Source organism: Mesorhizobium sp. M0045 (genome assembly GCF_040323385.1).
In the GTDB taxonomy this organism is placed as follows: Bacteria; Pseudomonadota; Alphaproteobacteria; order Rhizobiales; family Rhizobiaceae; genus Mesorhizobium.
Genome location: NZ_JAMYUY010000011.1, coordinates 60,125 through 79,842, shown reverse-complemented (window position 1 = coordinate 79,842; position 19,718 = coordinate 60,125). Strand labels below are relative to the sequence as shown.

The 19,718-nt window shown below is 62.2% G+C and carries 19 protein-coding genes; 4 read left to right on the top strand and 15 right to left on the bottom strand.

The window, feature by feature from the left end; genetic code table 11:
* Positions 1-8: 8 nt before the first annotated feature.
* Positions 9-782, bottom strand: coding sequence for an anti-sigma factor family protein (locus tag NKJ72_RS18605; protein WP_352478838.1), 774 nt, complete (start codon positions 780-782; stop codon positions 9-11).
* Complete coding sequence (locus NKJ72_RS18600; RefSeq protein ID WP_352876799.1) at positions 782-1,312, bottom strand: sigma-70 family RNA polymerase sigma factor; 531 nt, start codon at positions 1,310-1,312, stop codon at positions 782-784. Before NKJ72_RS18600 ends, NKJ72_RS18605 begins: the two co-directional genes overlap by 1 nt.
* A gap of 211 nt (positions 1,313-1,523) precedes the next feature.
* Between NKJ72_RS18600 and NKJ72_RS18595 the strand changes: the two genes are divergently transcribed.
* Complete coding sequence (locus NKJ72_RS18595; RefSeq protein ID WP_352478836.1) at positions 1,524-2,708, top strand: amino acid aminotransferase; 1,185 nt, start codon at positions 1,524-1,526, stop codon at positions 2,706-2,708.
* A gap of 136 nt (positions 2,709-2,844) precedes the next feature.
* Positions 2,845-3,669 carry a nucleoside triphosphate pyrophosphohydrolase gene (mazG, locus tag NKJ72_RS18590; RefSeq protein WP_352478835.1) on the top strand — a complete coding sequence of 275 codons (825 nt, stop codon included), beginning with the start codon at positions 2,845-2,847 and terminating at the stop codon, positions 3,667-3,669.
* A gap of 5 nt (positions 3,670-3,674) precedes the next feature.
* On the opposite strand, the gene hflX is transcribed toward mazG, so the two are convergent.
* The 8 genes from hflX to dusB form a co-directional block, all read right to left on the bottom strand.
* On the bottom strand, positions 3,675-5,066 hold the full coding sequence (hflX, locus tag NKJ72_RS18585; RefSeq protein ID WP_352478834.1) for a GTPase HflX: 1,392 nt from the start codon (positions 5,064-5,066) through the stop codon (positions 3,675-3,677).
* The gene (hfq, locus tag NKJ72_RS18580; protein ID WP_006202172.1) at positions 5,067-5,312 is read right to left on the bottom strand and encodes an RNA chaperone Hfq; all 246 of its coding nucleotides are present in this window, start codon (positions 5,310-5,312) and stop codon (positions 5,067-5,069) included.
* Positions 5,313-5,457: 145 nt separating this feature from the next.
* Positions 5,458-6,321, bottom strand: coding sequence for a D-amino-acid transaminase (locus tag NKJ72_RS18575; RefSeq protein WP_352478833.1), 864 nt, complete (start codon positions 6,319-6,321; stop codon positions 5,458-5,460).
* Positions 6,322-6,411: 90 nt separating this feature from the next.
* Positions 6,412-7,773 carry a nitrogen assimilation response regulator NtrX gene (gene ntrX, locus NKJ72_RS18570; RefSeq protein WP_254817201.1) on the bottom strand — a complete coding sequence of 454 codons (1,362 nt, stop codon included), beginning with the start codon at positions 7,771-7,773 and terminating at the stop codon, positions 6,412-6,414.
* Positions 7,763-10,048, bottom strand: coding sequence for a sensor histidine kinase NtrY-like (locus tag NKJ72_RS18565; protein WP_352478832.1), 2,286 nt, complete (start codon positions 10,046-10,048; stop codon positions 7,763-7,765). Before NKJ72_RS18565 ends, ntrX begins: the two co-directional genes overlap by 11 nt.
* 128 nt (positions 10,049-10,176) lie before the next feature.
* On the bottom strand, positions 10,177-11,637 hold the full coding sequence (ntrC, locus tag NKJ72_RS18560) for a nitrogen regulation protein NR(I) (RefSeq protein ID WP_254817199.1): 1,461 nt from the start codon (positions 11,635-11,637) through the stop codon (positions 10,177-10,179).
* The gene (locus NKJ72_RS18555) at positions 11,634-12,776 is read right to left on the bottom strand and encodes a two-component system sensor histidine kinase NtrB (RefSeq protein ID WP_023675075.1); all 1,143 of its coding nucleotides are present in this window, start codon (positions 12,774-12,776) and stop codon (positions 11,634-11,636) included. The genes ntrC and NKJ72_RS18555 overlap by 4 nt, the downstream gene beginning before the upstream one ends.
* Positions 12,773-13,801: a tRNA dihydrouridine synthase DusB gene (dusB, locus tag NKJ72_RS18550; RefSeq protein WP_352478831.1), complete on the bottom strand. Its 1,029-nt coding sequence runs from the start codon at positions 13,799-13,801 to the stop codon at positions 12,773-12,775. The genes NKJ72_RS18555 and dusB overlap by 4 nt, the downstream gene beginning before the upstream one ends.
* A 181-nt stretch (positions 13,802-13,982) precedes the next feature.
* On the opposite strand from dusB, the gene NKJ72_RS18545 reads away from it, so the two are divergent.
* On the top strand, positions 13,983-15,203 hold the full coding sequence (locus NKJ72_RS18545; protein ID WP_352478830.1) for a bifunctional 2-C-methyl-D-erythritol 4-phosphate cytidylyltransferase/2-C-methyl-D-erythritol 2,4-cyclodiphosphate synthase: 1,221 nt from the start codon (positions 13,983-13,985) through the stop codon (positions 15,201-15,203).
* Positions 15,200-15,709 (top strand): CinA family protein, encoded by a 510-nt coding sequence (locus NKJ72_RS18540; protein ID WP_352478829.1) that lies wholly within the window; start codon positions 15,200-15,202, stop codon positions 15,707-15,709. Before NKJ72_RS18545 ends, NKJ72_RS18540 begins: the two co-directional genes overlap by 4 nt.
* Here the strand turns inward: NKJ72_RS18540 and NKJ72_RS18535 are convergent.
* The 5 genes from NKJ72_RS18535 to NKJ72_RS18515 form a co-directional block, all read right to left on the bottom strand.
* On the bottom strand, positions 15,685-16,146 hold the full coding sequence (locus NKJ72_RS18535) for a type II toxin-antitoxin system RatA family toxin (RefSeq protein ID WP_352478828.1): 462 nt from the start codon (positions 16,144-16,146) through the stop codon (positions 15,685-15,687). The genes NKJ72_RS18540 and NKJ72_RS18535 overlap by 25 nt on opposite strands.
* 12 nt (positions 16,147-16,158) lie before the next feature.
* On the bottom strand, positions 16,159-17,124 hold the full coding sequence (lipA, locus tag NKJ72_RS18530; RefSeq protein ID WP_352478827.1) for a lipoyl synthase: 966 nt from the start codon (positions 17,122-17,124) through the stop codon (positions 16,159-16,161).
* Positions 17,125-17,261: 137 nt separating this feature from the next.
* Positions 17,262-17,519 (bottom strand): GlsB/YeaQ/YmgE family stress response membrane protein, encoded by a 258-nt coding sequence (locus NKJ72_RS18525; RefSeq protein WP_023675081.1) that lies wholly within the window; start codon positions 17,517-17,519, stop codon positions 17,262-17,264.
* A 98-nt stretch (positions 17,520-17,617) separates the two neighbouring features.
* Positions 17,618-19,063 carry a dihydrolipoyl dehydrogenase gene (gene lpdA / locus NKJ72_RS18520; RefSeq protein ID WP_352478826.1) on the bottom strand — a complete coding sequence of 482 codons (1,446 nt, stop codon included), beginning with the start codon at positions 19,061-19,063 and terminating at the stop codon, positions 17,618-17,620.
* Between the two features lie 11 nt (positions 19,064-19,074).
* Complete coding sequence (locus tag NKJ72_RS18515; RefSeq protein WP_352478825.1) at positions 19,075-19,713, bottom strand: SGNH/GDSL hydrolase family protein; 639 nt, start codon at positions 19,711-19,713, stop codon at positions 19,075-19,077.
* Positions 19,714-19,718: the final 5 nt, after the last annotated feature.

Genomic DNA, 19,718 nt, shown 5'->3' with positions numbered 1-19,718 from the left:
AAGGTCGATCAGTAAAGCGTCTTGGCGAGCGCTTCGGCCGTGAGATCTATGCCTTGGATGTCGCTACGTGCGACGACCGCGTAGGCGACCTCGCCGATCTGGAAATAAGCTGAGGAAACGTCGCCCGAGGGAACGACAGTCGGCTTGACGACGTCGAATGTCCCGGGCCTGATTGCGAACAACGAGACCAGCCCCATCTCTTTCGTCTCGACAGCCATCTCGACGCTCGGGCCGAACTGCGATGGGTAGATCTGCACGTCCCGGACCGTCCAGTCCGCTGGCAGCGATGGCATAATGATCGCCGTCGCGGCGCGAATTTCGTCGGCATTGTAGCCGGGCGCTTCGGGTTGCGACGACATCGCCTCGCGCACGAGCGTCGTGCGGTGCGCCCGGACCGCGTCCTCCACATAGGCGGGCGGATGGGTCGAAGCGACGACTTCCGTCACCGATATCGGTCCGATGAGCCCGTTCGCAAGCCAGCCGGCGGCGACGAAGACAGCGACTGCCGCCGCTCGCTGCAAAGCACCAAGGACGCGGCCGCGCGCCAATCCCCGCTCCAGCCGCCGTGCAGCATCGGCCGTCGCGGGCCGCGCCATGCCTTTCGATCCGGCAAGCGCTACGCGCAATTCGTCACGCATCCGCAGGTCGGACATCACCCGCGCGGCCGCCTCCGGCCGGGCCGAAAGGAACGCCTCGACCTCGATGCGACGCGCCACGTCCAGCTGATCGTCGACATAGGCGTCGAGATCGGTGTCGGTCACGGGATCGCGCAGTTGGTTCATCATCGACCTCCGACGATCTTCAGATGGCCTTTCGCCCGTGCCGGTGCCGCGTCCTCCATCTCGCGGAGTGCCGCACGTGCCCTGCCGATGCGCGACATCAGCGTGCCAAGCGGCACGCCGCTAACCTCGGCCGCCTCGCTGTAGCTGAGCCCCTCGATGGCGACGAGATGCAGCGCGCAACGTTGCTCTTCCGGCAATGTGAAAAAAGCGTCGCGCACCTGTGCCAGACGGACCGAATGTTCCTGCGCAGCCTGGACGCTGGCCTCGGCGAGATAGCCGGCCTGTTCGATGCGCATTGCTTCGGATTTGCGGGATCGCAAGCCGTCGATGAACGCGTTGTGGACGATCGACAGCAGCCATACGCGAAGGTTTCCGCCGGAGCGGAAGCTGCCGCGTCGCTCATAGGCACGCACCAGCGCATCATGCACCAGATCCTCTGCATCGGCGCTGTCGCGTGTCAGCGAGCGTGCATAGCGGCGCAGTGAACCGAGCTGTCCCAGAATGTCGAAGCGTGGCATCGGCCGTTTCATGTCCTGTTTACGGAGCAGGTCGGAATTTTAATCCCGCTCTCCCCGAATTTTCGGCTCGCCGCGCTCTCTCTGGGAGATATCGCGCCTGCCCTCGCCCGGCAGATAGGATCGGCCGCCCTCGAGGCAAACCGACGCCGAGTTGGCGCATATGAAACTGCTGGCAAAGCACGGCCGGTTTGCGTATCACTCCGCCGCCAACGGAAACTTATCGATGTTCGAAAATCTCCAGCCCGCGCCTGCCGACAAGATCCTGGCCTTGATCGGCCTCTATCGCGCCGACCCGCGTCCCGACAAGGTCGATCTCGGGGTCGGCGTCTATAAGGATCGCGACGGCAAGACGCCGGTGATGCGCGCGGTGCGCGAAGCCGAAAAGCGGTTGCTGCACAGCCAGGATACCAAGACCTATCTCGGCCTTGCCGGGGATACCGCCTTCAACGCGGCGATGGCCAGGTTGGTGTTCGGCCCAGCCGCCGACATGACGCGCATTCGTGCGGCACAGGCGCCCGGCGGCTCCGGCGCGCTGCGGCTGGTGGCAGAGCTGCTGAAAAGGACCCGCACAGACGCGATGGTCTGGCTGTCGGATCCGACATGGCCGAACCACACGCCGGTGATGCGCGCCGCTGGCCTGCAGACACGGGAATATCCCTATTTCGACGCTGCTTCTGGTGCGGTTCGCTTCGACGACATGCTGAATGCATTGAGAACCGCGAATCCTGGCGACGTCGTATTGTTGCATGGCTGTTGCCATAACCCGACGGGCGCCAATCTAGACATCCCGCAATGGGCTGCCATTGCCGATCTTGTCGTTGAGCGCGGCCTGCTGCCCTTTGTCGACATCGCCTATCAGGGCTTTGGCGACGGGCTTGATGCGGATGCCGCCGGCTTGCGCCTTCTGGCGGCAAAAGTTCCGGAAATGGTCGTTGCCTCGAGCTGCTCGAAGAACTTTGCCGTCTATCGCGACCGAGTCGGTGCAGCGCTGATCATGGCAAAAGACGGCGCGCAGGCGGATTTGGCGATGGGCCAGATGCTGTCGGCGGCACGTGCCATGTATTCGATGCCGCCGGACCACGGCGCGGCGGCGGTGCGCATCGTGCTCGAAGACCCCGCATTGCGTTCCGATTGGGAGGCAGAGCTTGAAGAGATGCGGCTGCGCATGCTGCGGCTGCGCGTCCAGTTCTCCGAGGCGCTGCGCCGGCAGTCCAACTCCGACCGTTTCGATTTCGTCGCCAGCCATCGCGGCATGTTTTCCCGGCTCGGCCTGTCGGAAGCGCAAGTCGAGCGGCTGCGCGCCGAGCATGGCATCTACATGGTCGGCGACAGCCGCATCAACGTTGCCGGGCTGCCCGAGGACGGCATGGATGCGCTCGCCAAGGCGATCGTCTCCGTGCTCGACTGATGCTTTTGCTAACTAGGATCTTCCGGAAACCGGCTTCCACTTTCGTATCATGGTCTGGCGGCCCATCTGTGGACAAGGCGCCCTCACCGGCTGAAGCCGTTGGCCGCACAGCCGTGTACAGGATAGCGTTTCCCAGATGAAACCCTCGAAAGACATTTCCCGGCTGATCGAGATCATGGCAGCGCTGCGGGCGCCGGAAACCGGTTGCCCGTGGGATATCGAGCAGGACTTTTCGACAATCGCGCCATACACGATCGAGGAAGCCTACGAAGTGGCGGACGCCATTGCGCGCGGCGACCTCGACGATCTGCGGGAAGAACTCGGCGATCTCCTTCTGCAAGTGATCTACCACGCGCAAATGGCCGAGGAGGCCGGCGAATTTTCATTCGGCGATGTGGTCCAGGCCATCACCACAAAAATGATCCGCCGCCATCCCCATGTCTTCGGCGACGACAAGGCGCGCAGCGCCGGCATGGCCAAGGGCATGTGGGAAAAGATCAAGGCAGAGGAAAAGGCGGAGAAGCGCAGTGCGCGCCTCACCCGTGGGCTCGACCCGGAAGACCATGGTAAGGGCTTTCTCGACAGCGTGCCGGTCGCGCTGCCCGCGCTGACCCGGGCGCTCAAGCTGCAGGAAAAGGCCGCCCGCGTCGGCTTCGACTGGAGCGAGGCGGCACCGATCCTCGAAAAGATAGAGGAGGAGATCGGCGAATTGCGCGAAGCGCTGGCCAAAGGCGACAGCGCGCCGATCAAGGATGAGTTCGGCGATATGCTGTTTGCGGTCGTCAATCTCGGCCGGCACCTCAAAATTGATTCCGAAGCGGCACTCAGCGGCACCAACGAAAAATTCCGATCGCGCTTCCACTATGTCGAGCGGACGCTGCAAGCGTCGGGAAACAGCCTCGAAGAAGCGACGCTGGACGAGATGGAAGCGCTCTGGCAGCAAGCGAAAAGCGCGAAGTAAGGCCCCTACCCGTTGTTTTGACGGCGCAATCGGCTTTCGATCTCCTGCCGGGCGCTGTGCGTGGCCTTGAGCGCGATGGTCACGCTGCCATCCTCATTGTCATCACGCAAGACGATGTCGCCGTTGCGGTAAAGCCAGTCGACGACGGCGAGTTGGTCGGGCTTGAGCGTGACGGTGAACGTCTCCAGTTCGCCCGACATCATCGTCTCGATGATCGCCTTCAGCGCTTCGATGCCCTCGCCGGTCACCGCCGATATGGCGATTGGCGGTGCCTTCTTGCCGTCAGCACCATCAGCAAGCAGCCGCGCCCGGTTGCCCTCGTCGAGCCGGTCGATCTTGTTCCATACTTCGATGACGCGCTTGCTATCGCGGGCATCGACGCCGAGATCGGCAAGGATGCGCTCGACATCTTCGGCTTGCGCGGCCGTATCGGGATCGGAGATGTCGCGCAGATGAATGACGAGGTCTGCCTCGACCACTTCCTCCAGCGTCGCCCTGAAGGCCGCGACCAGATGCGTTGGCAGGTCGGAAATGAAGCCGACCGTATCGGAAAGGATGATCGGCGTACCGTGCGGCAGGCGCACGCGGCGCAGCGTCGGGTCGAGCGTGGCAAACAGCATGTCTTCGGCCAACACCCCTGCTCCGGTCAGCCTGTTGAACAGCGTCGACTTGCCGGCATTGGTGTAGCCGACGATCGCCACCACCGGAAATGGCACCTTCTTGCGCTTGGCGCGGTGCAGGTCGCGGGTGCGGCGCACGGTTTCGAGCTCGTGCTTCAGCTTGGTGATCTTGTCCTGCAGCACACGCCGATCCGACTCGATCTGGGTCTCGCCAGGACCGCCGAGAAAGCCGGCGCCGCCGCGCTGGCGCTCGAGGTGGGTCCAGCTTCGGACAAGGCGGCCCTTCTGGTAGTTGAGATGGGCAAGGTCGACCTGCAGCGTGCCTTCCTTGGTGCGGGCGCGCTCGCCGAAAATCTCCAGGATCAGCCCGGTGCGGTCGAGCACCTTGGCGTTCAACTCTTTTTCGAGGTTGCGCTGCTGTACCGGGGTCAGCGGATGATCGACAATGACCACTTCCGCGTGGCCCTCTTTGACGATCTCGGCGAACTCCGCGACCTTGCCGCTGCCGAGCAGGGTCGCCGGACGTGGATCATTGACGGTCAACACCGCCGTGTGGACCAAGTCAAGGTCGATGGCGCTGGCGAGGCCGACCGCCTCGTCGCGACGGGCCTCGGCGGAACGGGTCAGGCGCGGACGATTGGTATCGTCGTCGCCACGCGGCTGCCGGGTAAGCACCGGCACGATGACCACCGCCCGGGTCCGACCGTTGGCCTCTGTCCCGGTCTGATGTGCTGGTTTTCCGCGAACGCTGCGGTCCGCGTCTTTCTCATGTGCCAATCAGGCGCCCTGGCTTTCCTCACCATCGAACATCTGAACCGGCTGGCTCGGCATGATCGTGGAAATAGCGTGCTTGTAGACAAGCTGGGAATGGCCGTCGCGACGCAGCAGAACACAGAAATTATCGAACGAAGTGACCACGCCGGTCAGCTTCACGCCGTTGATGAGAAAGATGGTGAGTGGGTTTTTGCTCTTGCGAACTGAATTCAGGAACAGGTCCTGGAGATTTTGCGATCGTTCCGCCATTGTTCTTGTCTTTCGCCGATCCCCTTCGGTTTGCAGGCCAATGCGCCAAATTAGCCGGCACATGTCAAGCACGCAAACACCATCTTGCCGTCAGTAACGACAAGCAGAACGAGATATATTGATGTTCATTCCATCTGTGCGGTTATCAGGCTGGACTTTTTTCCGCAACGTCAAAAAAGGCCTGCCGTAATGAAACTGTTATCGAGCCCGGGTGGCCGTTGGCGACGGGAGCGCCATCGATCGCCACCACCGGCATGGCAATCGTGGTTGCAGAGCTGATGAAAACCTCGCGCGCGGCCTTGGCTTCGGCAACCGAAAAGCCGCGCTCCTCAATCTTCAGGCCGAGCTTGGCGGCGACATCGAACAGCGTCGTGCGGGTGATGCCGCGCAGGATGCCGTGCTCGGCGGGCCGTGTCACCAGCACGCCGTCCCTGGTGATGATCCACGCGTTCGACGATCCACCTTCCTTGACGGTACCGTCAACATCAACGAACCAGGCCTCCTGAGCGCCGGCTTCCTTGGCTTTCTGCTTGGCCAGCACGTTCGGCAGCAGCCCGACCGACTTGATATCGACCCGATCCCATCGGTTCTCCGGCACCGTGATGACCCGGATCCCGCTCTCGGCCCGCTTCGCGGCAACTGCAGGATCGGCTTTTTTCGCGATCACCACCAGCGACGGCTTCGTGCCCGCCGGCGGGAAGAAAAACTCGCGGCTGGCGACGCCGCGTGTCACCTGGACGTAGACCAGACCGTCGACGACATGGTTGCGGCGCACCACCTCGCGCATGACGAGCGGCAGCACGCCGCGCGTGATCGGCCAATCGATCGAGAGTTCGGTAAGTGAGCGGTTCAATCGAGCGAGATGGCGCGACATGTCGACGATGAAGCCTCGTGCCACCTCGCAGACCTCGTAGACGCCATCGGCGAATTGATAGCCACGGTCTTCGATATGCACGGAAGCTTCGGCGTGAGCGACGTAGCGCCCGTTAACATAGGCAATGCGCGGCATGGCAAATCCCTGGAAGAAGTCCCAGCTTTCTTATGCGATTCCAAGGACCGCAGTAACCGATAATTGCGTGGGCCACGACTGGTTTGGCTGTCAGACGCCCAGCGACTTCAGCTTGCGGTGCAATGCAGAGCGTTCCATGCCGATAAACTCTGCCGTCTTCGAGATGTTGCCGCCAAAACGGTTGATCTGGGCGATCAGATAATCCTTTTCGAATTGTTCGCGTGCTTCACGCAGCGGCAGCGCCATTATGTGCTGATCGGACTTGTTTGGAGTGCGCGGCATGACGTCGCCGATCTCGGCAGGCAAAAGGTCGGCGGTGATCGGCGCATCGACATCGTCGCCACGCGCCAGGATCATCAGACGCTCGACATTGTTTCGCAACTGCCGAACGTTGCCCGGCCAGTTGTGCGCCTGCAGCACCGCCAGCGCGTCGTCGCCGATGCGACGCGGCTTGATGCCGGCCTGGCGAGCGATCTGCTTCATGAAATTGTCGACCAGATAAGGAATGTCCTCGCGACGCTCGGCCAGTCCCGGCACCATGACCGGAACCACGGCCAGGCGATGATAAAGGTCCTCACGGAAACGGCCGTCGGCGATCATGGCTTCGAGGTTCTGCGAGGTCGACGAGATGATGCGCACGTCGACCTTGACCCGCTTGGTGCCCCCTACCCGCTCGAACTGCTGTTCGACCAGCACGCGCAGGATCTTGTTTTGCGTCTCGCGCGGCATGTCGGCCACTTCATCGATGTAGAGAATGCCGCGATGGGCTTCCTCCAGCGCGCCGACCTTGCGTTCGACGCCGTTCGATTCGGTGCCGAACAGCTCGATCTCCATACGCTCAGGCGTGATGTTGGCGGCGCTCAGCGTCACAAAAGGTGCACTCTTGCGCGCCGACAATGCGTGGATGGCGCGCGCCGCCAGTTCCTTGCCCGAGCCGGAGGGGCCGATAATCATGACGCGGCTGTTGGTCGGCGCGACGCGCTCGATGGTCTGGCGCAATTGGCTCATTGCCGACGACATGCCGATGAGGTCGAAAGTCTCGCCGCTGCGCAACTTGAGATCCGAAACCTCGCGTCTCAATTTGGACGTTTCAAGCGCCCGTTCGGCAATAAGGATCAGCCTGTCGGCCTTGAACGGCTTTTCAATAAAATCATAGGCGCCGCGGCGGATGGCCGAGACCGCCGTTTCGATATTGCCGTGGCCCGAGATCATCACCACCGGCAGGTTCGGGTGCATCGTCTTGATCTCGTCCAGCAAAGCGAGGCCATCGAGCCGCGAACCCTGCAGCCAGATGTCGAGGAAGATCAGCCGGGGTGCTCGGTCGGCGACCGCCGCCAGCGCGCTGTCGGCGTCAAACGCCGTGCGTGTTTCGTGACCTTCGTCGCTCAGGATACCGGCGACGAGTTCGCGGATGTCTTCCTCGTCATCGACGATGAGAATATCAGACGCCATTACCGACCTTTTCAGTTTCTTTTTCGTGTTCCGTCTTGCCCTCGCCGCGTATCGGAACTGTGGCGGCAACCGGCAGGATGATGCTGATCATTGCACCCCGCCCATCGTGGAAGTCCGCTGGTGCATCATGCAATTCGAGTCGCCCGCCATGGTCCTCCACGATCTTCTTGACGATAGCGAGGCCAAGCCCGGTGCCTTTCTCGCGTGTCGTCATGTAAGGCTCGAGCAAGCGCTGCCGGTTTTCGCGCGGCAAGCCCCTGCCGTTGTCGATGACGTCGATTCGAATCGCGCCATTCTGACGCCCGGCTTGAATCCGGATTATGCCGTGCGGACGATCCTCTGCATCAAGTCCGTCGATGGCTTCGGCAGCATTCTTGATGACGTTGCCGAACGCCTGCGCCATCAGGCGGCTGTCGAACGTGCCTTTGAGCGGCTCATTGCCGAAGACGCGCTCGAAGGTGATGTCGGCGCGGCTTACTTCGACCAGGAACGAGGCCTCGCGCAACGAATCGCGCAGATCGATTGCCTTCATTTCCGGTTTCGGCATGCGGGCGAACGCCGAGAACTCGTCGACCATGCGGCCGATGTCCTCCACTTGCCGGATGATGGTGTCGGTGCATTGATCGAAAACCTCACGGTCCTCGGTGATGACCTTGCCGTAACGGCGCTTGATGCGCTCGGCCGAAAGCTGGATCGGCGTCAGCGGGTTCTTGATCTCGTGGGCGATGCGCCGCGCCACGTCGGCCCATGCAGAGGAACGCTGTGCCTGGACCAGATCGGTAATGTCGTCGACTGTCACGACGTAGGACTTATCCTCCGAACCGTCGTCGCCGGCTTCAATCGTGATCTGCACGTTGAAGGTCCGTTCGGTGCCGGCACGATAGAAGGTAACCTGTTCGCGATAGACCGGCTTGCCCGATTTGCGGCCGATCTCGAAGACGCGGCCGACATGCGGCAGCACCGCGGAAAGGTTCTGCCCAAGCGCTGCCGGCGCGGATATGGCCAGCATCGTTTCGGCCGAACGGTTGACGATGGTGACGATGCCATATGGATCGACGCCGATGACCCCGGCGGTGACGCCGGCAAGCACCGCCTCCGAAAAGCGCCGCCGCTCGTCGATCAAATCCTTGGCCGACAGGATCTCGTTGCGCTGCGATTTCAGCTCCATCAGCATCTTGTTGAAGGTGTCGCCGAGCGAGGCGACGTCACCGTCGGAGGGGCGGACAGGCACGGCTACGTCGAGATTGCCGGTAGCGACCTCGTCGGCCGCGCCGATGAGCTGACGAATCGGCCGCACCAGGCGGTCGGCCACCGCAATGCCGGTCCAGATGGCGGACAGGATAATGATCAGTGTCAACGACAGATAGGGAAGCGCGAAAGCCACTTGCGAGGTGCGGCGATTGTCTTCGAGACCGCGATATTCGGCTGTGTTGGATTTGACGATCTGCCGCGCCTTGATCACCTCGGGATCGACGAGGCGGATGGTGTAGAGATAGAGGCCGTCGATCTCGCGCAGCTTGACGATGGCACCCATGATGTTGCGGGTGCGCGGTTCTATCAGCACCGGCTTGCCGTCTGCAGCGCTTGCCACGGCGCCCTCAGGCGGCTCTGGCATGGCAAAGTCCGCGTCGGTCTTGGCGCTCATGACGAAGGAACCATCGGGCTTGATGAGTGCTGCGTGCGCCAGCGAGCGACCCACCGCCTCCTTGTTCATGAGGTCGAGGAAACCGGTACGATCGAGGCCATAAAGCGTGCGCGAAGCGTCGAGGTCGTAAGCCATCGACAACGTCGTGCCCTGAAGATTTCGCGCGTTTTCCTGCACATAGGCGTCAGCGATCGACAACGACGAATTGACGATCGTCTTGGTGCGGATCTCGAACCAGCGGTCGAGGCCGATGTCGAGCGTGATCGACGCGATGATCGCCACCATGATGGCGGGGATGGCGGCGACCAGCGCAAACATCGCCACGATGCGCACATGCAGGCGCGACGCAGCCTTGCCATGCCGTCGTGCCATCAGGATGCGGTGCACCTCGCGGCCGACCAGCAAAATCAGAAACAGGACGAACGCCGCATTAAGCGCAATCAGCGCCAGCGTCGTCCTCGCGTCGGGCGTGATCGGCGTCGCGCCGACCAGAATGGCGAAGGAGATCGCCGCCGTCACCAGCGCACCGGCAATGGCGATCACGCCCGGCAGCGCAAGCAGCCGGCGACCGTCTCGCGCGCCCGTATTGCTGAAAAGCGATTTGCTCAGTGTCGGTGCGTGCAGGGCCATGTCGCCGTCTAGAGCCAGTGATTACGTCGGATGTATGCAACGCATTGTGGCGATTATGCAACAAGTGTGGCCGAGACGGAAATCTTTCGGCAATCGATCCCCTGGAAAGCGCTCGTAAAGGGATTCGTCTAGACCTGCCTGGACGATTTGTAGACGTTGACGCCGAGTTCGCGAATCTTCTTGCGCAGCGTGTTGCGGTTGAGCCCCAGCAATTCGGCAGCCTTGATCTGGTTACCGCGCGTTGCGGTCATCGAGGCGAGGACCAGCGGATATTCGACCTCGGAGAGGATTCGCTGATAGAGCCCGGCCGGGGGCAGGTCGCCGGCAAACGAGGCAAAATAGCGTTGCAGGAAATGCTCCACCGCCTGGCCGATGGAAAGGTCATCGGGAATGAGGTTGCCGCCACCTGGAACGACAGGCCTTTCGCCGGTCTTCAACTCCGCCTCAATGATCTCGGCGGAAATCTCGTCCTGCGAATACAGTGCGGCCAGCCTGCGGATGAGGTTTTCGAGTTCGCGCACATTACCGGGCCATGGGTAGCGCTTCATCAGCTCGATGCCGCCGGTGGAAATGCGCTTGGTCTGCAAGCCTTCACTGACGCCGAGCTTGAAGAAGTGGCGGACGAGGTCCGGAATGTCCTCCGACCGCTCGCGCAGCGCCGGCAGCCTGAGCGGCACAACATTCAAGCGGTAGAACAGGTCCTCGCGGAAAAGCCCCTGATTGATCAGTGTGCGCAGGTCCTTGTTGGTGGCAGCGACGATGCGCACGTCGGTCTTGATCGGCGTGCGGCCGCCGACCGTGGTGTATTCGCCCTGCTGCAACACACGCAGCAGCCGCGTCTGCGCTTCCATCGGCATATCACCGATCTCGTCGAGGAAGAGCGTGCCGCCTTCGGCCTGCTCGAAACGGCCGGTGGAGCGATTCTGCGCGCCGGTAAAGGCGCCCTTCTCGTGCCCGAACAACTCCGATTCGATCAGGTCGCGCGGGATCGCCGCCATGTTGATAGCGACGAACGGACCGCCTCGGCGGCGGCCGTACTCATGCAGCGCGCGCGCCACCAGTTCCTTGCCGGTACCCGACTCGCCGCTGATCATGACCGTCAGGTCGGTCTGCATCATGCGCGCTAGCATGCGGTATATGTCCTGCATGGCCGCCGAGCGGCCGACCAGCGGCATCGTTTCCGGCGGCTCGTCGGCTCGCGTATCGATCTTCGGCCGCCGCGGCTCGGAAAGAGCGCGGTTGACGATGTTGAGCAGCTCGGTCAGGTCGAACGGTTTCGGCAGATACTCGTAGGCCCCGGTTTCGGAGGCACGGATCGCGGTCATGAACGTGTTCTGCGCACTCATGACGATGACCGGCAGTTCCGGTCGCGCCTTCTTGATGCGCGGCAGCATGTCGAAGGCGTTCTCGTCAGGCATGACGACGTCGGTGATTACGAGATCGCCCTCGCCCGCCGCCACCCAGCGCCACAGCGTCGAGGCGTTGGAGGTGACGCGCACGTCATGGCCGACGCGCGAAAGCGCCTGATTGAGGACAGTGCGGATGGCCGCATCGTCGTCGGCGACGAGAATATTGCCGCGAACGGTCATTTGCGGTCTCCTTCACCGTCGTCGTCGGTGCCAAACTGGGTTTCTTTCCACGCCGGCATCAGGATGCGGAAAGTGGTGCCGCGCGGGGTCGATTCGCATTCAATGATGCCGCCATGCTCGCCGACGATCTTTGCGACCAGCGCCAGACCGAGACCGGAGCCGTTCGGCTTGGTAGTGATGAAAGGATCGAATAGGATCGGCAGGATGTCTTCGGAAACACCCGAACCGTTGTCACGCACGCAGAATTCCAATGGCAGCGATACGCGGTCCTGGGTCCCGGGTACGGAAACACGGATGCCCGGACGGAAGGCGGTCGATAGCATGATCTCGCCCTGCGGATCACTGCCGATCGCCTCGGCGGCATTTTTTACCAGATTGAGAAACACCTGGATGAGCTGGTCGCGATTGGCAAAAACCGGAGGCAATGATGGATCATAGTCCTCCAATATCTTGATTCGCTTGGCAAAACCGTTCTTGGCGATTGCCTTGACATGGTCGAGCACGACATGGATGTTGACGGGGTAGCGGTCGATCGGCCGCTCGTCGGAAAACACCTCCATGCGGTCGACCAGCGAGACAATGCGGTCGGTCTCGTCGGTGATCAGCCTGGTCAGTGCGCGATCCTCGTCGGACGCCGACAGCTCTAGCAACTGCGCAGCACCACGAATGCCGGACAGCGGGTTCTTGATCTCATGGGCAAGCATCGCGGCGAGGCCGGTGACCGAGCGTGCCGCACCGCGATGCGTCATCTGCCGGTCGATCTTGTCGGCCATTGAGCGTTCCTGGAACATCACCACGACCGAGCCTGGAAATTCCGTCACTGGTGCGACGTAGAGGTCGACCACCTTCTCGATGCCGAGACGTGGCGACGACACGTCGACCCGATATTCGTTGACCGGCGCCCGGCGCTCGCGCACCTGGTCGACAAGCGTCAGCAGCGGGCTGCCGAAAGGAATGAGCTTGTGCAGCGTGTTGCGGGCGAGCATCGTGGCGCTCGACCGGAAAAAATCCTCGGCATCGGCATTGGCGAAGGTGATGAAACCTTGCGGATCGACCATGATTACCGGCCGGCGAATGGTGTTGAGCACAATATGCGCGGCGTCCGCCATATCCGTGCTCTGTGTGACGGTGGCGTTCATGCCGCACTCCGCAGGTTCGCCGCTTCGGGAGCGGTTGAAAACATGTCGCGCAGCAACGCAATGACACGCCCAGGCTCGAAAGACGTGAGTATGGTCTTGCGCCGGTGGTCGCTTGTGCCGCCGGCGTGGCGGTCGAGATACCAGCCGAGATGCTTGCGCGCCTGGCGCACTCCGCTTTCCACGCCATAGAGCGCCAGCATGTCTTCGTAATGGGCAATGACGTAGTCGGCCAGCGCTTGCGGGCTTTCCGGCATGCTGGATACCGGCTCGGCCAGCGCGGCCGCTACAATGCTGCCGGCCGTCCACGGCGCGCCATAGTGCGCGCGGCCGACCATCACCGCGTCGGCGCCAGACTGCTCGAGGATCGACGCGGCCTCTGCCGGCGAGCCGACATCGCCATTGGCAACGACCGGGATCGAGACCGCCTGCTTGACGCGTGCGATGGCACGCCAGTCGGCCTTGCCCTGATAGAACTGGCAACGCGTGCGGCCGTGCACCGTCACCATCTTCACCCCGGCCTGCTCGGCGCGTCGCGCCAGCATCGGCGCGTTGAGCGCGCCTTCGTCCCACCCGAGCCGCATCTTGACCGTGACTGGCACCGCGATCGCGCCGACTACCGCTTCGATCAGCGACAACGCGTGGTCGAGGTCTCGCATCAGTGCCGAACCGGCATAGCCGCCCGTCACCTTTTTGGCCGGACAGCCCATGTTGATGTCGATGATGTCGGCGCCTTCGCCGACCGCGATTCGCGCGCCTTCGGCCATGTGCATTGCCTCGTGGCCGGCAAGCTGGACCATGTGGACAGGCAGCCCGGAATGACGGATGCGCAGGCCGGAACCAGCCCTGCCCTTTGCAAGCTCACCGCTCGCCACCATTTCCGATACGACCAGCCCGGCGCCATGCGCATGCGCGCGTTGCCGGAACGGTTCGTCGGTGATGCCCGACATGGGCGCGAGAAATACGCGATTGCGGATTCTCACGCCACCCACATCCAGCGGCGAAGCTAATTTGGTCACATCAGGCATGCACAAAAACCAAGCACCTTCGGTTGCTGCACATTCTCTAGCCAGAACGACGGCAATGTGCAACGCGCAATGTCGTGACATTAAGGCGCATTTGGGAAAAAAACGGATCGCCGCACCGCATCAATCCTGGGCCTTTCAAAAGCGATACCACTTTTCGGGATCATGCGTTAAGCGTCTCGGCATGAGAGATGTGAGCGAAAAGCAAGCTGCGGACGACAAGGTCGCCGTGGTCATCGTTGCTGCCGGCCGCGGCGCGCGCGCCGGACAGGTCAATGGGCCGAAGCAGTACCAGCAAATTGGCGGCGGCGCCGTTGTTGCACGCACGCTCGGTGCCTTTCTGACGCATCCGAAGATTGGACCTGTCGTCGTTGCTATTCATGCCGACGACGGCGCGCTTTTCCGCCGTGCGGCCGGTGCGAACGCCGACCGTGTCGTCGCTGTGACCGGCGGTACGTCACGGCAGGAGTCCGTCCGCCTTGGATTGCTGGCGTTGAGAAGCAATGCGCCGGGCCGGGTCCTGATCCATGATGCGGCCCGGCCGTTTGTCGATGCGGAACTGATAGACCGCACGATCGCCGCTATTGGCGAGCGCCAGGGGGCACTGCCTGCTTTGCCGGTTGCCGATACGCTCAAGCGCGAAACGGCAGAAGGCATGATCGGCGAAACCGTGTCCAGGGCCGGGCTGTATGCCGCACAGACACCGCAAGGCTTTCCGTTCTGGCCGATTCTGGCTGCGCACGAAAAGGCTCATCATCTGGGCAAAGCGGATTTCACCGACGATGCGGCAATCGCCGAATGGGCGCATATTCCGGTGAAGATCGTTCCCGGCTCGCCGGAGAACGTCAAACTGACCTGGGCACGGGATATTGCAATGGCGGATCAGCGGCTTTCTAGCGCCCCACGTTTTCCCGACATCCGAACGGGCAATGGCTATGACGTCCATGCGTTCGAGCCCGGCGACCATGTCACCCTGTGCGGCGTCGCCATTCCACACGACAGGAAATTGTCCGGCCATTCGGATGCCGATGTCGGTCTCCACGCCTTGACCGACGCCCTGCTCGCCACCTGCGGCGCCGGTGACATCGGCACGCATTTCCCGCCCTCCGACCCACAGTGGAAAGGGGCCGCTTCACGCATCTTCGTCGAACACGCGGCCAAGCTGGTGCGCGCGCGCGGCGGGCGCATCGCCAACGTCGATATCACCCTGATCTGCGAGGCGCCGCGCGTCGGCCCGCATCGCGAGGCCATGACCGAAACGCTTTCCGCAATCCTGCGAATTTCGCGCGATCGCATTTCGATCAAGGCGACAACCAATGAGAAGCTCGGCTTCGTCGGCCGTGAGGAAGGCATAGCGGCCATCGCGACCGCCAGCGTCGTGTTTCCAGGGGATGTCCCCGAGTGAGCAATAGCGATCTCGCAGATGCCCTGCTTCAGGCCTGCCAGCAGCGCGGCATCACGCTGGCGACGGCCGAGAGCTGCACCGGCGGCATGATCATCGCCGCCCTGACCGACATCGCCGGCTCTTCCGCGGTGGTCGATCGCGGCTTCATCACCTATTCCAACCAGGCCAAGACCGAGATGCTCGGCATCTCGGCCGCTACGCTCGAGGCGCCCGGCGGGGGCGCCCGCGAGCCCGCGGTGGAGATGGCGGCCGGAGCCTTGGCCCATTCGCCGGCCGGGCTTGCGCTGGCGGTAACTGGCATCGCCGGTCCGGCCGGCGGCTCGGCGGAAAAACCTGTCGGCCTGGTCTGGTTCGGCGTTGCCCTGGCTGGCCGGCCGGTAGTCAGCGAATGCCAGCTGTTCGCCGACAAGGGCCGTGATTTCATCCGCCGGGAGACAGTCCGGCATGCGCTTGAGCTGGGTCTGCGCGCGCTCGCTGCGGATCAGGCTGCCGATGGCGCGCCGTAGATGATTTCGGCCCTTTTCTCGAACGCCTCGGAGAACATGCGGAAGGCGCGGTCGAACATGGTTCCCATCAACGCACCCAAAATGCGGCTCTTGAACTCGTAGTCGATAAAGAAGCAGACGTTGCAACCGCTGCCGTTCGCCGGGTCGAAGCGCCAGACATTGCTCAGATATTTGAAAGGGCCGTCAATGTATTTGACATCGATGGCGTTCTCATCCGGATTCAGCAGCACCTGCGTGGTAAAGGTCTCGCGGATCGCCTTGTAGCCGATGCTCATGTCGGCGATGAGCAAGGTGCGTCCGTCGCGTTCCTTGCGTGAGCGAACCGTCAGTGCCTCGCAAAGCGGCAGGAATTGCGGATAGGATTCGACATCGGCGACCAGAGCGAACATCTGATCCGGCGTATGCGCGACGCGGCGATGGGCTTCGAATTGTGGCATGAAACCAGTTTGTTAGGCGGACTTCCTGAGAAACGCTTCACGCGCCGCGCGTAGTCTGGCGAAATCGTCGCCGGCATGGTGCGACGAGCGCGTCAGCGGGCTCGACGCCACCAGCAGGAAGCCCTTGGTCCTGCCGATCGTCTCGAAGGACTTGAATTCCTCAGGCGTGACGAAGCGGATCACCGGATGGTGTTTCTTCGACGGCTGCAGATATTGGCCGATGGTCATGAAGTCGACATTGGCCGAACGCAGGTCGTCCATCAGTTGCAGGATTTCGTTCCGCTCCTCGCCAAGGCCAACCATGATGCCAGACTTGGTGAAGATCGAGGGGTCAAGCTCCTTGACCCGCTGCAAGAGCCTGATCGAGTGGAAATAGCGCGCGCCCGGCCGAACCGTCAGATAGTTAGACGGCACGGTCTCGAGATTATGGTTGAAAACATCCGGCTTGGCCGCCACGACGATCTCCAGCGCACCGTCCTTGCGCAGGAAATCGGGCGTCAGGATTTCGATCGTCGTCAACGGGGTTGCTGCCCTGATCGCACGGATGACATCGGCAAAATGCTGGGCCCCGCCATCCGCGAGATCGTCGCGATCGACGGAGGTGATGACGACATGGCTCAAGCCCATCTGCTTGACCGCATGCGCGACACGCGCCGGCTCGTCGGGATCGAGTGCGGTCGGGATGCCGGTGGCGACATTGCAAAAGGCGCAGGCCCGCGTGCAGATCTCGCCCATGATCATGAAGGTGGCGTGCTTCTTCTCCCAGCACTCGCCGATATTGGGGCAGCCCGCCTCTTCGCAAACCGTCACTAGCTTGTGAGACTTCACGATTTCGCGCGTCTCGGCATAGCCTTTCGACATCGGCGCCTTGACGCGGATCCAGTCGGGCTTGCGCAGTACGTCCTGATCCGGCTTGTGCGCCTTTTCGGGATGCCGCAGGCGCGGCGCATTGGCAATCGTGTCGAGGACGGTGACCATGTGAAACCCGGCTCATTGGCAAGCGCTTGTCCAGCGCTCGCTCTACCCACGTCATCTAGGACTTTTCGGCGAAAAGAAAAAGGCCGCGATCACGCATGCCGCGGTGGCCTTTTTCGCATAGCAAGTGCCGACAGAGGTTAGCGGCGCACCAGTCGTCCGACCGCAATCAGAATGCAGGCGCCGATGAAGCCGGTGATCAGATAGGCGATCCAGCCGACGCCGAAGATGCCGATGTTCAGGGCCTGCAAGATGGCATTCAACACGATTGCGCCGACAATGCCGAGAACGATGTTCATGAGGATGCCGGTATTGCTCTTCATGACCATCTCGGCGAGCCATCCCGCCAGGCCACCGATGATGATGGCTGCTACCCAGCCCACGCCGTTCATTTCCATATGCCCTCTCCTTGTATGATGGATGATGCCTGCGAAACGAATTGCTCTGCCGTCGAGTTCCTTTGTGTCTTCCCTGTGAGACTCGCCCAACTAATTTATCATGCATTCAGTGCGCGACCATAGGCGTCGAGTACACTCTCCTTCATCATCTCTGACAGCGTCGGGTGCGGGAAGATCGTGTGCATCAGCTCTTCCTCGGTGGTCTCCAGATTCATCGCCACGACGAAGCCCTGGATCAGTTCGGTTACTTCTGCGCCGACCATGTGGGCACCCAGCAACTGGCCGGTCTTCTTGTCGAAAATGGTCTTGACGAAGCCTTGGTCCTCGCCGAGCGCAATCGCTTTGCCGTTTGCCGCGAACTGAAAGCGGCCGACACGGATGTCCTTTCCGTCGGCTTTCGCTTTGGCTTCTGTCAGTCCGACCGAGGCGACTTGCGGATTGCAATAGGTGCAGCCCGGGATCTTCAGCTTGTCGGTGGCATGCACGCCGGGGAAATTGGCGATCTTTTCCACACAGACCACGCCCTCATGCTCGGCCTTGTGGGCGAGCATCGGCGGTCCGGCAACGTCGCCGATGGCGTAGATGCCCGGCACGTTGGTCTTGCCGTAGCCGTCGACGACGACGCAACCGCGGTCGGTCTTCACGCCGATCGTCTCGAGGCCGAGGTTTTCGATATTACCCTGTACGCCGACGGCCGAGATCAGACGATCGGCGGTGATCTTCTCGACCTTGCCGTCCTTCATCTCGACATGCGCGGTGACCGAACTGGCGCCCTTCTCGACCTTGGTTACCTTGGCTTCGAGGATGATCTTCATGCCCTGCTTCTCGAACTGCTTTTGCGCAAACTTCGACACTTCGGCGTCCTCGACCGGCATCACGGCTGGCAGCAGTTCGACCACCGTCACCTCGGCGCCCATGGTGCGGTAGAACGAGGCGAACTCGATGCCGATGGCGCCCGAGCCCATCACCAGCAGCGATTTTGGCATCTCTTTCGGCACCATCGCCTCGAAATAGGTCCAGATCAACTTGCCGTCAGGCTCGATGCCGGGCAGCGCGCGCGGCCTGGCGCCGGTCGCCAGAATGATGTGCTTGGCGCTATAGGTGCCCTCGCCCTTGACGCCCTTCGGCGCCGGCGGCTGCGGCTCCATCGGCTTCTTCGACGATTTCGACACGACGATCTCGCCAGGTTTGGTCAGTTTGGCTTCGCCCCAGATGACGTCGACCTTGTTCTTCTTCATCAGGAAACCGACGCCGCCGTTGAGCCGCAGCGAGACCTTTCGTGACCGATCGACGACGGCGGCTGTGTCGACGCTGACCTTGCCATCGTTCTTCAGGCCGTAGTCCTTCAGATGATCCGAATAGTGCATGATCTCGGCGGAGCGCAGCAGCGCTTTGGTTGGAATGCAGCCCCAGTTGAGGCAGATGCCACCCAAGTGCTCGCGCTCGACGATCGCCGTCTTGAAGCCAAGCTGCGCCGAACGCACTGCAGTGACATAGCCGCCGGGGCCGGAGCCGATGATGATGACGTCGTAGTTCTCAGCCACGGCTTTCTCCTTCACAATTCCAACATGAGGCGCACGAACGGCGCCAGCGCTTGCCCGACGTTCCGCGTGTTTTCTGCGTCGAGGTGGACGCCGTCGAGCGGCGTCGTTTTGGCCACCGTGCCGGCATCGAAGAAGCCGCAGCCGGCCTCGTCGGCAAGGGCGGAATATTGCGGCGCCAGCCGCTTTGACGCGTCATCGCCGCCGGCGAACATTTCCTTGAACTCGGCGTTTTCCGTGCGGCTGACTACGGGCGGCGCGACGATCAGGATCTGCGGCGCCGGCCAATTGAACGGGTAGTCGTGACCGCGCACGATATCGATCAGGCGTTGCATGCCTTGCTTTGCCGCGACAGGATTGCCGTGAATCCACGGCTTCATATCGTTGGCGCCGAGCATGATGACGATCAGATCGATCGGTGCGTGCGTCGTCAGGATTGTTGGCAACAGCCTTGCGCCATTGCGGTCCGCCCCGGCCAAGTGATCGTCGAAGGCGGTGGTTCGGCCATTCAGGCCTTCGGCGATGATCTCGACGCCGCTGCCCAATGCTGCCTGCAGCACGCTCGGCCAGCGATCCGCCGGCGGATGACGGCCAAGGCCTGCCGCGTCATAGCCCCAGGTCAGCGAATCGCCATAGCAGAGGACCGTTTTCATGCGTT